The organism is Inquilinus ginsengisoli (assembly GCF_031453975.1).
GTDB classification, from domain to species: domain Bacteria; phylum Pseudomonadota; class Alphaproteobacteria; order DSM-16000; family Inquilinaceae; genus Inquilinus; species Inquilinus ginsengisoli_A.
The window spans coordinates 247,762-260,869 of record NZ_JAVDPW010000009.1 but is presented as its reverse complement, the minus strand read 5'-3'; the positions used below and the strand labels follow the sequence as shown (position 1 = coordinate 260,869).

Annotated in this window: 14 protein-coding genes; 10 read left to right on the top strand and 4 right to left on the bottom strand. The window is 70.1% G+C overall.

All coding sequences use genetic code 11. The features are described 5' to 3' along the window. The first annotated feature begins 100 nt into the window (after positions 1–100). From rph to E9232_RS25250, 5 genes are all read left to right on the top strand, one after another. The gene (gene rph / locus E9232_RS25270; protein ID WP_309798750.1) at positions 101–820 is read left to right on the top strand and encodes a ribonuclease PH; all 720 of its coding nucleotides are present in this window, start codon (positions 101–103) and stop codon (positions 818–820) included. Between the two features lie 204 nt (positions 821–1,024). Next, a complete protein-coding gene (locus tag E9232_RS25265) occupies positions 1,025–3,493 on the top strand; it encodes an HAD-IIIC family phosphatase (RefSeq protein WP_309798748.1) in 2,469 nt (822 codons plus the stop codon). A gap of 11 nt (positions 3,494–3,504) precedes the next feature. After that, complete coding sequence (locus E9232_RS25260) at positions 3,505–4,989, top strand: SDR family NAD(P)-dependent oxidoreductase (protein WP_309798747.1); 1,485 nt, start codon at positions 3,505–3,507, stop codon at positions 4,987–4,989. Continuing rightward, a complete protein-coding gene (locus E9232_RS25255; protein WP_309798745.1) occupies positions 4,989–6,299 on the top strand; it encodes a DUF4910 domain-containing protein in 1,311 nt (436 codons plus the stop codon). Before E9232_RS25260 ends, E9232_RS25255 begins: the two co-directional genes overlap by 1 nt. 92 nt (positions 6,300–6,391) lie before the next feature. Beyond that, positions 6,392–6,997, top strand: a complete 606-nt coding sequence (locus E9232_RS25250) for a hypothetical protein (protein WP_309798743.1) — start codon at positions 6,392–6,394, stop codon at positions 6,995–6,997. Here the strand turns inward: E9232_RS25250 and E9232_RS25245 are convergent. After that, a complete protein-coding gene (locus E9232_RS25245) occupies positions 6,994–7,506 on the bottom strand; it encodes an Mpo1 family 2-hydroxy fatty acid dioxygenase (protein ID WP_309798741.1) in 513 nt (170 codons plus the stop codon). The genes E9232_RS25250 and E9232_RS25245 overlap by 4 nt on opposite strands. Positions 7,507–7,562: 56 nt before the next feature. Beyond that, positions 7,563–8,426 carry an NAD(P)-dependent oxidoreductase gene (locus E9232_RS25240; protein ID WP_309798739.1) on the bottom strand — a complete coding sequence of 288 codons (864 nt, stop codon included), beginning with the start codon at positions 8,424–8,426 and terminating at the stop codon, positions 7,563–7,565. 93 nt (positions 8,427–8,519) lie between these two features. Here E9232_RS25240 and rdgB point away from each other — a divergent pair, with 93 nt between their 5' ends. The 4 genes from rdgB (at position 8,520) to E9232_RS25220 (ending at position 11,097) form a co-directional block, all read left to right on the top strand. Beyond that, on the top strand, positions 8,520–9,149 hold the full coding sequence (gene rdgB, locus E9232_RS25235) for an RdgB/HAM1 family non-canonical purine NTP pyrophosphatase (protein WP_309798737.1): 630 nt from the start codon (positions 8,520–8,522) through the stop codon (positions 9,147–9,149). A 92-nt stretch (positions 9,150–9,241) separates the two neighbouring features. Continuing rightward, positions 9,242–10,414, top strand: coding sequence for a radical SAM family heme chaperone HemW (gene hemW, locus E9232_RS25230; protein ID WP_309798736.1), 1,173 nt, complete (start codon positions 9,242–9,244; stop codon positions 10,412–10,414). A gap of 84 nt (positions 10,415–10,498) precedes the next feature. Next, the gene (locus tag E9232_RS25225) at positions 10,499–10,789 is read left to right on the top strand and encodes a CopG family ribbon-helix-helix protein (RefSeq protein ID WP_309798735.1); all 291 of its coding nucleotides are present in this window, start codon (positions 10,499–10,501) and stop codon (positions 10,787–10,789) included. Further along, a complete protein-coding gene (locus E9232_RS25220) occupies positions 10,786–11,097 on the top strand; it encodes a type II toxin-antitoxin system RelE/ParE family toxin (RefSeq protein ID WP_309798732.1) in 312 nt (103 codons plus the stop codon). The genes E9232_RS25225 and E9232_RS25220 overlap by 4 nt, the downstream gene beginning before the upstream one ends. Positions 11,098–11,144: 47 nt before the next feature. On the opposite strand, the gene E9232_RS25215 is transcribed toward E9232_RS25220, so the two are convergent. Next, a complete protein-coding gene (locus tag E9232_RS25215; RefSeq protein WP_309798730.1) occupies positions 11,145–11,795 on the bottom strand; it encodes a DUF899 domain-containing protein in 651 nt (216 codons plus the stop codon). Between the two features lie 94 nt (positions 11,796–11,889). Next, positions 11,890–12,537: a dihydrofolate reductase family protein gene (locus tag E9232_RS25210; protein WP_309798728.1), complete on the bottom strand. Its 648-nt coding sequence runs from the start codon at positions 12,535–12,537 to the stop codon at positions 11,890–11,892. 142 nt (positions 12,538–12,679) lie between these two features. On the opposite strand from E9232_RS25210, the gene E9232_RS25205 reads away from it, so the two are divergent. After that, positions 12,680–13,045 carry a VOC family protein gene (locus E9232_RS25205; protein WP_309798726.1) on the top strand — a complete coding sequence of 122 codons (366 nt, stop codon included), beginning with the start codon at positions 12,680–12,682 and terminating at the stop codon, positions 13,043–13,045. The last annotated feature ends 63 nt before the right edge of the window (positions 13,046–13,108 follow it).

Genomic DNA, 13,108 nt, shown 5'->3' with positions numbered 1-13,108 from the left:
ATGTAGGCGCCGTTCGGCCCGAATCAACGCCCCGGGCTTTACGGGCAGGACCTGCGAGGATAGCGTGCGCGACCCTCGCCGAGAAACAGAAAGCCATCCCATGCGACCGTCCGGACGCGCCATCGACGCGCTGCGCGCCATCCGCCTCGAAACCAACGTCAACAAATATGCCGAAGGCTCCTGCCTGGTGAAGTTCGGCGACACCCATGTGCTGTGCACCGCATCGGTCGACGACCGCGTGCCGTCCTGGCTGAAGAACGGCGGCAAGGGCTGGGTCACGGCGGAGTACGGCATGCTGCCGCGCGCCACCGACCAGCGCACCGACCGCGAGGCCGCCCGCGGCAAGCAGACCGGCCGGACCCAGGAGATCCAGCGCCTGATCGGCCGGTCGCTGCGCGCCGTCACCGACCTCAAGGCGCTGGGCGAGATCCAGATCAAGGTCGATTGCGACGTGCTGCAGGCCGATGGCGGCACCCGCACCGCGTCGATCACCGGCGGCTATGTCGCGCTGGTGCTGGCGCTGCGCCACCTGGTCCAGATCCGCAAGCTCAAGGCGCTGCCGCTGATCGACAGCGTCGCCGCCATCTCCTGCGGCCTGTACCAGGGCCAGGCGGTGCTGGACCTCGACTATGCCGAGGATTCCAGCGCCCAGGCCGACGCCAACTTCGTCATCACCGGCAAGGGCGGGCTGGTCGAGGTGCAGGCGACGGCGGAGCAGACGCCGTTCACCCGCGCCGAGTTCGACGCGCTGATGGGCCTGGCGGAGCAGGGCACCGCCGAGCTGGCGGCGCTGCAGCGCGCGGCGCTGGGCGAGGCGTAAGGCCCACCATAGGCTTGGCCGACGACTCCCGGGGCTGGCCGACACGCCGGCCCCGTTCTCGTTCCCGCCCTGTCCCCTGCCCTGTTTTCGACAACGTCTCGGGGTAGTTCCGTTTCTGGCCGTTTGTCGTGTATTGAACTGCGGCCCCGGTTTCGGGCACCGTCGAGCCGGTATCCCTTCCCGATACTCATCGAGGCGCAGGCCATGCGTCAGGCATTCTTGCAGGCATTGCGCGACGTCCTGGGGCCGACCCCGGGCATCGCGGTGATCCATTCCTCGCTGGCCCGGCTGGTGCCGCCGCCGGGCTTCGGGCGCTGGGACGCGCTGTACGGCCTGCGCGCCCTGATCGATTCGGGTTGGACCGTGGCGCTGCCGTCCTTCACCTTCAGCTTCTGCGGCGGGCGGCCCTACCACCACGCCGACAGCCCGTCCGAGACCGGGGTGCTGGCCGACTGGCTGCTGACCGGCGATCGCAGCGCCCGGCGCACCGCCCACCCGATCTATTCCTTCGTCGTCGCCGGGCCCGAGGCCGAGCGCATCGCCGCCTGCCCGACGACCACCACTTTCGGCGCCGATTCGCCCTTCGGCCTGTTCGCCCGCGAGGACGCGACCACCGTCATGGCCGGCTGCGGCTGGGAGTACTGCACCCAGTTCCACCAGCCGGAGGAGACGGCCGCCGTCCCCTACCGCTATTTCAAGGACTTCGCCGGCACCGCGGATTATGGCGACGGCGCCCATGACGTGAAAGCGCGGATGTTCGTGCGCGACCTGGCGCTGAACCCCCGCAACGACTTCACCCCGGTGGTGGACCGCCTGCGCCGCGACGGCGCGATGGCCACCGCCTCGCTGTGGCGCGGCACGGTCGAGGCGGCGAGCACCGCCGCGATCGAGCGCATCTGCGACACCATGCTGGCCGCCGACAAGTTCGCCTTCGTCGAGAACGGCGCCGAGCTGGCCCATCGCCACGCCAAGCTGAAGCAGGCGGCGAAGCAGCCGCCGCTGCGGCTGGCGGTGCTGGGCAGCGCCAATGTCCACCACCTGACCGCCGCCCTGGCCGACCAGCTGTCGACCCTGCTGCCGGACCGCACCGCCGAGATCCACGAGGTGCCCTACGGCCAGCTGCGCCAGGCCCTGCTGGACCCGCGGTCGGAGCTGCGGCGCTTCGACCCCCAGATCTCCGTGTTCTGCGACCGGCTGGAGGACCTGGCCGGGCAGCCGTCGCTGGACGGGCTGGCCCCCGACCTGCTGCTCGACCTCGCGGCGGGCTATGCCGAGATGATCGCCGGCCATCACGCCGACAACGGCGGCTGGGTCGTGGTCCATCGCTTCGCAGTGCTGGGCCGCATGGCCGGCGGCATCGGCGACAAGGATGCGGCGGCGCTGATCGCCCGCGCCAACGCCATCCTGGACGAGCGGCTGGGCGGGCTGGACCGGCTGGTGTGGCTGGACCTGGCGGCCGAGGCCGGCGCCGCGGCGGTCCCCGTGCTCGACGCGCGGCTGTGGTATCTCGGCCGCTTCCCATTCTCCGAAGCCTTCAACCAGCGCCTGGCCGGGCGCTGGGCCGGCATCGCCCTGGCCGTGCTGGGCAAGAGCGCGCGGCTGGTGGTGCTGGACCTCGACAACACGATGTGGGGCGGGGTGCTGGGCGAGGAGGGCATCGCCGGGGTGCGCATCGGCGGCGACTATCCCGGCAACGCCTTCCTGGCCTTCCAGAAGGCGGTCAAGGCGCTGACCGAGCGCGGCATCGCCCTGGCGGTGTGCAGCAAGAACGACGAGGATCTGGCGCTGCAGGCGCTGGAGACCCTGCCGGCCATGCAGATCCGGTCCGGCGACATCGTCGCGCACCGCATCAACTGGCGACCGAAATCCGCGAACATCCAGGAGATCGCGGAGGAGCTGAGCCTGGGCCTGGAATCGGTGCTGTTCGTCGACGACAACCCGGTCGAGCGCGAGGCGGTGCGGCGCAACCTGCCCGGGGTCAAGGTGCTGGACCTGCCGGCCGACCCCGCGCTCTACGCCGACGCCCTCATGCGGTCGCCCTGGCTGGAGGTCGCGGCGGTCACCGCCGAGGACCGCAAGCGGGTCGGCAGCTACAGGGCGCGCCGCCAGATCGAGCAGCAGCGCACCACCGCCGCCAGCCTGGATGATTTCTACGCCAGCCTGCAGATGAAGCTGCACCTGCAGCCGCTGGACGACAGCCGCATCGCCCGGGCGGCGCAGCTGTGCCAGAAGACCAACCAGTTCAACACCACCACCCGCCGCTACGACCAGCGCGAGCTGCGCCAGATCGTCGACCAGGGCGGCGACGTCGTGGTGCTGGGGCTGGAGGACCGCTACAGCGAGCTCGAGAACATCGGCCTCTTGATCCTGAAGCAAGACGACGGCGCCCCCGGCGCCGGCGTGGTCGACAACTACCTGCTGTCCTGCCGCGTGCTGGGGCGGGGGCTGGAGACCGCGATCCTGGACTGGGCCGTCGGCCGCGCCGCCCATCGCGGCTGGTCGGTGCTGCGCGGGCCGATCATCGAGACCGAGCGCAACACCCCGGTGCGCAACGTCTTCCAGGATGCCGGCTTCGCCCGCGCGGATGACCGGCCGGACTGGGCCCGGCCGGTGACCGGCACGCCGGTGATGCCGCCCTGGCTGACCATCGTCGACACGACGACCCCGCAGTGACGGATCCCGCCATGACCACAGCTTCCCCCCGCGGCTTCGAGCAGTTCGAGGTCGGCGACACCGTCGTGTTCGACCGGGCCTTCAGCGCCGAGGAATGCGCCACCTTCAGCGCCCTGAGCGGGGACCACAGCCCGATCCACAATGATCCGGTCTATTCCGCGACCACGCCGTTCGGGCGGCCGATCGTGGCGATGCACCTGACCATGGCGCCGCTGTCGATGATCGCCGGCATGGTGTTTCCGGGGTCGTCCTCGCTGTGCCTGGGCGAGGAGGTCCGCGCCGTCGGCCCGGTCTATTTCGGCGACAGGCTGCGCTATTCCGCCCGGATCATCGGGGTGAACGCCAGCCACCATGTGCTGACCATCCGGGTGCTGGCCCTGCGTGAGGCCGAGGTGGTGCTGGACGTGACGATGCGGGTCCAGTCCCGCGATCCCACCGAACTGACGATTCCGGCCCTGCCGGTGTCGAAGGGCACCCAGCCGTCGCTGGCCGTGGTCACCGGCGCGACCGGCGAGATCGGCAGCGAGATCGCCCTGGCCCTGGCCCAGCGCGGCTGGTCGCTGCTGCTGCAGGGCCGCGGCGACGCAGCACGCCGCGACAAGCTGGGCCAGGCCTTGGACCGCTTCGGCATCCACACCGAATTCGTCGCCGCCGATCTCGCCACCGCGGCGGGACAGGGCGCGCTGGCCGAGGCGGTCACGCGGCAGGACCGCATCGGGCTGGTGGTGCACGCGGCGTCGCCCGGCGTCACCGCGCCGGTCGAGGAGCTGGTGGCGGTGAACTACACCGCGCTGAAGGCGGTGGCCGACGCCGCCTTGCCGAAGCTGCTGGAGCGGCAGGGCGGGGCCGTGCTGCTGCTGGGCACCCGCGCGGTCGAGATGTCACTGCCCGGCTGGGAAGCCTGTGCCGGGGCCAAGAGCATGGCCACCACCCTGGTCAACGGCATCGAGCGCCGCCATGCCGGCTTCGGCGTGCGCGGCCTGACCCTGTCGCCCAGCCTGGTGGCGACCCGGTTCTCGGCGGCGTTCCGCGACGATGCGCCGTCCCTGCTGCCGGGCGAGGTGGCCGAGGCGGCGGTGGCGATGGCCGAGGATCTGACCGCCACCGGCAACGCGGTGATGATGGAGCCCGGACGCAGCACGCGCGGGCAGTTCGGCTTCCACACCGCCCGCGCCGCCGAAGCGCCGGCGCCGGCCGCCTCGGCCGCCACCGCGACGCCGACAGCGGCGGCTCCGCAGCCGGCCGCGGCGGCCGCCTCTTCCTCCGCCGTCGCCGGCATCGTGCGGCGGACGCTGCGCCTGCCGGCCGGCGAGGACGTCAGCAACGCCGCCCTGGGCGTCACGCCGGGCTGGGATTCCCTGAAGCACATCGAGCTGTTGCTGCAGCTCGAGACCGGGCTGGGTATCCGCTTCAGTTCGGGCGAGATCAGCACCGTGCAGCGCTTCGGCGAGCTGGACGCCATCTGCCGCCGCAAGCTGACCGAGGAGGCCGCCTGATGGCCGACATCTCCGTCGCCACCCCGACCGCCACGGCCGAGGCCGGCCAGGGGATGCACGACTTCATCCGCGACCTGTTCCCGATCTGCCGCAGCCTGACCGGCGACGGCGTGCGCGAGACCCTGGCCTATATCAAGGGCCTGCTGCCCGGCCTGACCGTGCACGAGGTGCCGTCCGGCACCCAGGTGTTCGACTGGACCGTCCCGGACGAGTGGAACATCCGCAGCGCCCGGCTCATCGGCCCGTCGGGCGAGACCGTGGTCGATTTCGCCGAGCATAATTTGCATGTCGTCGGCTATTCCGAGCCGGTCGATGTCGAGCTGTCGCTGGAGGAGCTGCAGGCGCATCTCTACTCCACGCCCGAGCAGCCCGACGCCATCCCCTACATCACCTCCTACTACAAGCGGCGCTGGGGCTTCTGCCTGCCGCACCGGCAGCGCGAGGCCCTGCCGCAGGGCCGCTACCGCGCGGTGATCGACGCCACCCTGGCCCCCGGCCACCTGACCTATGGCGAGCTGATCATCCCGGGCGAGAGCGACCGCGAGATCCTGATCTCGACCTATGTCTGCCACCCCTCGATGGCGAACAACGAGCTGTCGGGCCCGGCGGTCACCACCTGGCTGGCGCGCTGGCTGTCCGAACGGCCGCGCAAATACACCTATCGCATCGTCTTCATCCCGGAGACGATCGGGTCGATCACCTACCTCTCACGCAACCTGCCGCAGATGAAGGCTGCGACCATCGCCGGCTTCAACGTCTCCTGCGTCGGCGACGACCGCTGCTATTCCTACCTGCCCAGCCGGCGAGGCGGCACCCTGGCCGACCGGGTGGCGCTGCATGTGCTGAAGCACATGGCGCCGGACCACCTCACCTACAGCTTCCTCGACCGCGGCAGCGACGAGCGGCAGTACTGCGCGCCGGGGGTCGACCTGCCGGTGTGCACCATCATGCGGTCGAAATACGGCTGCTATCCCGAATACCACAGCTCGCTGGACGACCTGTCGCTGGTGACCCCGACCGGGCTGCAGGGCGCCTACGACGCGCTGAAGGCCTGCCTGGTCTGCCTGGAAGGCAACACCACCCCCCGGGCCACGGTGCTGTGCGAGCCCCAGCTGGGCAAGCGCGGCCTGTACCCGACCCTGTCGGTGCGCGGATCGGCCATCATCACCCGGAACCTGACCAACCTGCTGGCCTATGCCGATGGCGACCACGACCTGCTGGCGATCGCCGACCTGATCGGCGCGCCGATGTGGGACCTGATCCCGTCGCTGGACGACCTGCGCAAACATGAGCTGATCACCGAGGCCTAGCCGCCCGCCGCGGCACCGCCTCAATCCCATCGGAAGGTGGGCCATGGGCTGGTGGCGGCCGGGCCTCGGGCCGCTTCGGACGGGAGGAACAGTTGGGCGCAGTTTCGCTCTGGCACTGGCTGATCATCCTGATGCTGTCGGGGCCGCTCGGCGCGGGCCCGGCCATGAACCGCGCCTTGTCCGAGACAGCCGACGCCCTGCGGATGGTGGCCCAGCTGCCCAACCCCGAGCGCCTGATCGACTATTCCCCGGGCAGCAGCGGCCTGGTGCTGTACCGGCTGCCCGGGAATACCTGCTTCCTGCGCAGCAACCTGCAGCCCGGCCAGACCAGCTGGATCCGGCGCGACGACCAGGGCCGGATCGAGATCACGGTCTCGGCCCCGGCGCTGGCCCGCACCGGCCGCCGCTTCGACCCCGCCGACGGGACGGCCCGGCTGCGGCTGGGCGGCAAGCCCGTCGCGGTGCCGGTGGCGTCGCCCGGCGCCCCGACCTGGCGCTTCACGCTGGACGACACCCCGGCGCTGCAGGCAGCACTCGACGCCGACACCCCTGAGGACCTGAGCTTCACCGCCATCCGCGGCGGCAAGCCAGTGTCGGACGAGACCCTGGCCGTCGCCACCGCCGACCTGTTCCAGGGCCTGCAGGGGCTGGATTCCTGCGCCATCGGCGCCGAACTGCCGGGCGTGGTCGGGCCTTAGGCGCGCGCTGCCGCCAGCGCCTCGACCCGGTGCTTCAGCCCGGGGCGCAGGCCGAGGGCGAAGGCGGTTTCGGCCATCAGGAACATCGGCCCGATCAGCAGCTGGAACAGGTTGGACAGGAAGGCCGGCCGCTTGCCCTCATAGGCGTGACCGACCAGTTGCAGCGCCCAGCCGCCCACGAACAGCACCGCGGCGACGGTCCAGGTGACCCAGGCCGCCCCGCCATCGACCACGAGATGGGCGATGATCAGCCCGGGGATCACCAGCACCGCCATGGCCAGGCCGAGGCCGAGGTCGAGCGCGATCCACAGCAGCCAGATCAGCAGCCCGACCAGATCGGCCAGCGTCACCGGCCAGCCGGCGACGGCGCCCAGCGGAACCGTGGCCAGCGCCACCAGCACCGCCAGGATGATCGCCGGGATGCCGAAGAAATGGGTCAGCCGGTTGCGGCCGTCGCGGTGGAAGCTGGTGTACATCGCCATCTGGCGATCGAAGAGATCCGAAGCCATGCGCGATCCTCCCCGCCAGGACGATAAACCCAAAGCGGGGAGTCGCGCGAGGCTCGTCAGTCTTGGAGGGCGAGCAGCAGGCTTGAGGTGTCGACCCGGCCGCCGGCCTTGGCCTGGACCGCGGCGTAGAACTGGTCGACCAGCGCCGTCACCGGCAGCCGGGCGCCGTTGTGCTTGGCTTCCGCGAAGCAGATGCCGAGGTCCTTGCGCATCCAGTCGATGGCGAAACCGAAGTCGAACTTGTTCTGCAGCATGGTCCGGCCGCGGTTTTCCATCTGCCAGCTCTGGGCCGCGCCCTTGGAGATGACGTCGAGCACCAGATTGCCGTCCAGTCCTGCCTTCTGGGCGAAGTTCAGCCCTTCCGACAGCGCCTGGACCAGGCCTGCGATGCAGATCTGGTTGACCATCTTGGTCAGCTGGCCGGCGCCGGCCGGGCCCATCAGGGTGCAGGCGCGGGCATAGGCGTCGATCACCGGCTTGGCCACGGCGAAGACCGGCTCGCGCCCGCCGCACATCACCGTCAGGGCGCCATTCTCGGCCCCGGCCTGGCCGCCGGAGACGGGGGCGTCGATGAAGCCGAAGCCGAGCTTGTCGGCCTCGGCCTCCAGCTCGCGGGCGATGTCGGCCGACGCGGTGGTGTGGTCGACCAGGATGGCGCTGCCCGACATGCCGGCGAAGGCGCCGTCCGGCCCCTTGACCACCGAGCGGATGTCGTCGTCGTTGCCGACGCACAGGAACACGATCGCGGCGTCCTTGGCCGCCTCGGCCGGGGTCGGCGCCGCGGTGCCGCCGTGCTTCTCGGCCCAGGCCTCGGCCCGCGCCGCGGTGCGGTTGAAGACGGTGACCTGGTGCCCCGCCTTGACCAGATGCCCCGCCATTGGCGCGCCCATCACGCCCATGCCCAGGAATGCGACCTTCATCGTGCTCGTCCACCCGTCATGCATTGGAGAGGACACAGTGCACCAACCGCGGCCTTTGATTCCAGCGTCGGGCGCGCGTATCTGATGTCCATCATGACGAACGCCGCCTCCCCCGCCCGCCGCTTCACCGGCGACCACCTGGTCATCGCCAGCCACAACAAGGGCAAGATCCCCGAGATCGCCGCCCTGCTGGAGGGCCGCGTGCCGCGCCTGACCTCGGCCGTGGAGCACGGCGTGCCGGAGCCGGAGGAGACCGGCGACAGCTACATCGCCAATGCCGAGCTGAAGGCCCGCTTCGTCACCGAAGCCACCGGCCTGCCGTCGCTGGCCGATGACAGCGGCGTGTCCGTCGGCGGCCTGGGCGGCGCGCCCGGCATCTATTCCGCCCGTTGGGCCGAGAAGCCGGACGGCAGTGGACGCGACTTCGCCTATGCCATGGAGCAGGTGCGGCTCAAGCTGGGCGACAACCCCGACCGCAGCGCCCGCTTCGTCTGCGCCCTGTCGCTGTGCTGGCCGGACGGCCATTGCGAGACGGTGGAGGGCGAGATTCGCGGCCAGCTGGTGTGGCCGGCGCGCGGGACCAAGGGCTTCGGCTACGACCCGATCTTCGTGCCGGACGGCCACAGCAGGACCTTCGGCGAGATGGAGTCGGCCGAGAAGCACGGCATGAGCCACCGCGCCGACGCCTTCCACAAGCTGGTGGCCCGCTGCTTCGCGCCGTGAGACAGAAGAACCCTCACAAACTTGACGTCATCCCCGCGAAAGCGGGGATCTCCTCGCGCCTGGGTCCGAAAGAGATTCCCGCTTTCGCGGGAATGACGGCGGAGGATCGGTCAACGGCGCCCGGCTTCGCCCTCTATGTCCACTGGCCGTTCTGCAAGTCGAAATGCCCGTATTGCGACTTCAATTCGCATGTCCGGGAGCAGGTGGAGCATGACCGCTGGCGCCGGGCGCTGGTGGCGGAGCTGGACCATTTCGCCGATCTGACGCCGGGGCGGACCCTGACCTCGATCTTCTTCGGCGGCGGCACCCCGTCGCTGATGCAGCCGGCCACGGTCGCGGCGGTGATCGACCGCGCCGCCGAACGCTGGGGCCTGGCGCCCGGCATCGAGATCACGCTGGAGGCCAACCCGACCTCGGTCGAATCAGGGCTGTTCGCCGGCTTCCGCGGCGCCGGAGTCAATCGCGTCTCGCTCGGCGTCCAGGCGCTGGACGAGCCGTCGCTGCGCTTCCTCGGCCGCAACCATTCCGCCGATGAAGCGCTGGCCGCCGTCGGCCTCGCCGCGCGCCATTTCGACCGCTTCTCCTTCGACCTGATCTATGCCCGGCCCGGCCAGACCGTGGCCGGCTGGACGGCGGAACTGCGCCGCGCGCTGGACCACGCCGTCGGCCACATCTCGGCCTATCAGCTGACCATCGAGCAGGGCACCCGCTTCCACACGCTCTATTCCCGCGGCGAGCTGGTGCTGCCGGACGAGGACACCCAGGCGGCCCTGTACGAGGCCACGGCCGAGGTGCTGGATACCGCGGGCCTGCCCGGCTACGAGATCTCGAACCACGCCCGGCCCGGCGAGGAATCACGCCACAACCTGACCTATTGGCGCTATGGCGACTATGTCGGCATCGGCCCCGGCGCGCATGGCCGGCTGACCCTCAACGACGGCAAATGGGGCACCCGCACCCACCGCGCGCCCGAGGTGTGGCTGGAGCGGGTCGAGGCCGCCGGCCATGCCGAGCACGGGCGCGAGGCGGTGCCGCCCGAGGCCCGGCGCGACGAGATGCTGATGATGGGGCTGCGCCTGGCCGAGGGCGTGGCCAAGTCCCGCATCGCCGACGAGATGGGCCGGCCCTTCGCCGAGGCGATCGACCGCCGCAACCTGGACCGGCTGATCGGCCACGGCTTCCTGGTCGAGGACGAAGCCCGCCTGACCGCTACCCCCGCCGGCCGCCAGCGCCTGGACGCGGTGCTGGCGGCGCTGCTGGGGTAGGACGAAGGGGTCCGAGGCTTGCCCGATGCCTGGGCCTACCCCATGTGTTACAGTGCACGCACTGGTAAACACATGGGTGCAGCGATGACCGACGCCACATTCACCTTCCGCGTCGACGATGAGTTGAAGGCCCGGTTCACGGATGCCGCCAAGGCGCAGGACCGCACCGGAGCCCAGTTGATCCGCGACTTCATGCGCGATTACGTCAAGCGCCGGGAAGACGAGGCCGAATACGACGTCTGGTATCGCCGGCAGGTGCAACTCGGGCTGGACTCGGCCGATGCCGGCCGGCTGGTGCCGGCCGACGAGGTGGAGGCCGAATTCGCCCGGCGCCGCGCCGAGACCGGGCGCAAGTTCGATGATGCCGGCTCGTGAGGCTGGCCTGGACGCCGGAAGCGATCACCGACCGCCGCGCCGTCTATGATCATGTCGCCGCTGCCAACCCACGCGCCGCCCAGGACCTCGATCGGCTGTTCCAGCACAAGATCGGCCGCCTGCTGTCGCATCCGCTGATCGGGCGACCGAGCCGGCGGCTGCAGGGCACCCGGGAGCTGGTCGTCCATCAGAACTATGTCGTCGCCTATGACGTGCGGGACGAAGTCGTCCGCATCCTGCGACTGCTCCACACGTCGCGCCTCTGGCCGCCTGCTCCGCCGGATGACGAGGACGATCGACAGGAGTGAGAAGCCGAACGGTGCCCGGCTGACAGAGGCAGGGACGGTCCGACCCCTCAATACTCGTCGTGCAGCCGGGTCCGGCTGTGCGTGGGGTCCTGCGGCCAGCCCTGGGGTGAATCCTCCCAGGCCTCCTGGCGGCCCCAGGGCGTGATGTCGAGCAGGCCGAAGGTGTTGGCCGGCTGCTCCACGCCGCGCCCGGAGGTGAAGTAGGTCCGGAAGATGCCGTCGTCCCGGCGCAGGAAGACGGACAGGCCGAAGCTGCTGCCACCGACCATGTCCTGATGGAAGGTCGTGCCGAAGCAGGAGACCCAGGGGAAACTCCATCCCATCCGGGCCTTCACCCGCTCGATCTCGGGCACCGTGGCCCGCGACACCACGACGAAGCTGGTCCGCCGCGCCCGCAGATGCTCGAGATTGCCGATATGGTCGCAGTACAGCGAGCAGCCGGGGCAGACATGGTCGGACCCGTGGTCCAGCATGTTGTGATAGACGACCAGCTGCGACCGCCCGTCGAACAGGTCGGCGAAGCTGAGCTCACCCGCGGTCGACTGGAAGGTGTAGGCCGTGTCGATCCGGGTCATCGGCAGGCGCCGGCGCCGCGCGTTGAGCGCATCCTGCGCCCGCATCAGCGCCTTCTCTTCCCTCAGGAAGGCGTCGCGCGCGGCCTGCCAGTCTTCGCGGGACACGATTTCGGGATAGGTCATCGGTTTCCTCCATCGGCAGGGCTCTTCACGGCCCTGGCTGTCGAGAAACGGTGAATTCGGCGATCCGGTCCCGAGATCGCGTCGGAATGTGCCGTCAGCCCTGCTTCGTGATGGTGAGATGGGTGGCGCGGGCCGAACTGACCTGGCCGGTGCAGGCATAGCCCAGGACGGCGAGATCGAGCCCGGCGAACAGGTTCTCGCCGCTGCCCAGCAGCACCGGCGCCTGGGCGAGGTGCATCTCGTCGATCAGCCCTTTGCTGAGATACTGCCGCACGGTGGCGACGCCGCCGCCGACCCGGACGTCCTTGCCATCAGCCGCCTCCCGCGCCTGGCGCAGCGCCGAGTCGATGCCGTCGGTGACGAAGTGGAAGGTTGTGCCGCCCTGCATGACCAGCGGCGCACGGGCGTGGTGGGTCAGGACGAAGACCGGCGTGTGATAGACGGGGTTGTCGCCCCACCAGCCCTTCCAGCTGTCGTCCGGCCACGGCCCACGGATCGGCCCGAACATGTTCCGGCCCAGGATCCAGGCGCCGATATTCTCGAAGCTGCGCGCGGCGAAATCCTCGTCCACGCCGGTCTCGCCGCCTTCCTTGCCGAACATCTTCTGGAAGGTGCGGGTGGGGAAGGCCCATTGCGGCAGCACCATGCCGCCCTTGCCGAACGGGTTCTCGAGGCTCTGCTCCAGTGCGGCGCCGTAACCGTCGACGGACAGGGAGAAGGCGCGGACAACGAGCTTGGACATGATGGCGTTTCCCCTCAAGTGACGTTGCTAACCAGTTTCTTATTATAACTAGTTATATAGTGCAATCAGTTTTCTCGCGTACTGTCCCTGCCCCCGCTGTCTGGGCTATCCTCTCGGTCGAACTCACCGGGGAGGCAATCCCATGCCGACGGTCCGGTACATCGTCCACGACGTCGACCAGGCGGTCGCGTTCTATAGGGACAGCCTGGGGTTCCGGCTGCAGCAGCAGTTCGGGCCGAACATGGCGATCCTCGAGCGGGATGGGCTGACACTGTGGGTCGCCGGCCCCGGCGCCTCGGCCAGCCGCCCGATGCCGGACGGCCGCAAGCCCGAATCCGGCGGCTGGAACCGATTCGTGCTGCAGGTCGACGACCTGACGGCCCTGGTCGCCGATCTGCGCGGGCGCGGCGTCCGGTTCCGCAACGACATCGTCACCGGCCCCGGCGGCCAGCAGATCCTGTGCGAGGATCCGTCCGGGAACGTGGTCGAGCTGTTCCAGCCGGCCTGAGCGGACGCCCCGACCGGCTGGCCGTCGCTCACACCCTTGCGCAGATGAGCCGCCCGCCGTTGT

Excerpts from the sequence above, each read along its gene's own strand:
- E9232_RS25255 (WP_309798745.1), top strand. The coding sequence starts at position 4,989 with ATGGCCGACATCTCCGTCGCCACCCCGACCGCCACGGCCGAGGCCGGC.
- E9232_RS25205 (WP_309798726.1), top strand. The coding sequence starts at position 12,680 with ATGCCGACGGTCCGGTACATCGTCCACGACGTCGACCAGGCGGTCGCG.
- E9232_RS25245 (WP_309798741.1), bottom strand. The coding sequence starts at position 7,506 with ATGGCTTCGGATCTCTTCGATCGCCAGATGGCGATGTACACCAGCTTC.
- rdgB (WP_309798737.1), top strand. The coding sequence starts at position 8,520 with ATGACGAACGCCGCCTCCCCCGCCCGCCGCTTCACCGGCGACCACCTG.
- E9232_RS25225 (WP_309798735.1), top strand. The coding sequence starts at position 10,499 with ATGACCGACGCCACATTCACCTTCCGCGTCGACGATGAGTTGAAGGCC.
- E9232_RS25215 (WP_309798730.1), bottom strand. The coding sequence starts at position 11,795 with ATGACCTATCCCGAAATCGTGTCCCGCGAAGACTGGCAGGCCGCGCGC.
- E9232_RS25240 (WP_309798739.1), bottom strand. The coding sequence starts at position 8,426 with ATGAAGGTCGCATTCCTGGGCATGGGCGTGATGGGCGCGCCAATGGCG.
- E9232_RS25265 (WP_309798748.1), top strand. The coding sequence starts at position 1,025 with ATGCGTCAGGCATTCTTGCAGGCATTGCGCGACGTCCTGGGGCCGACC.
- E9232_RS25210 (WP_309798728.1), bottom strand. The coding sequence starts at position 12,537 with ATGTCCAAGCTCGTTGTCCGCGCCTTCTCCCTGTCCGTCGACGGTTAC.
- hemW (WP_309798736.1), top strand. The coding sequence starts at position 9,242 with ATGACGGCGGAGGATCGGTCAACGGCGCCCGGCTTCGCCCTCTATGTC.
- rph (WP_309798750.1), top strand. The coding sequence starts at position 101 with ATGCGACCGTCCGGACGCGCCATCGACGCGCTGCGCGCCATCCGCCTC.
- E9232_RS25260 (WP_309798747.1), top strand. The coding sequence starts at position 3,505 with ATGACCACAGCTTCCCCCCGCGGCTTCGAGCAGTTCGAGGTCGGCGAC.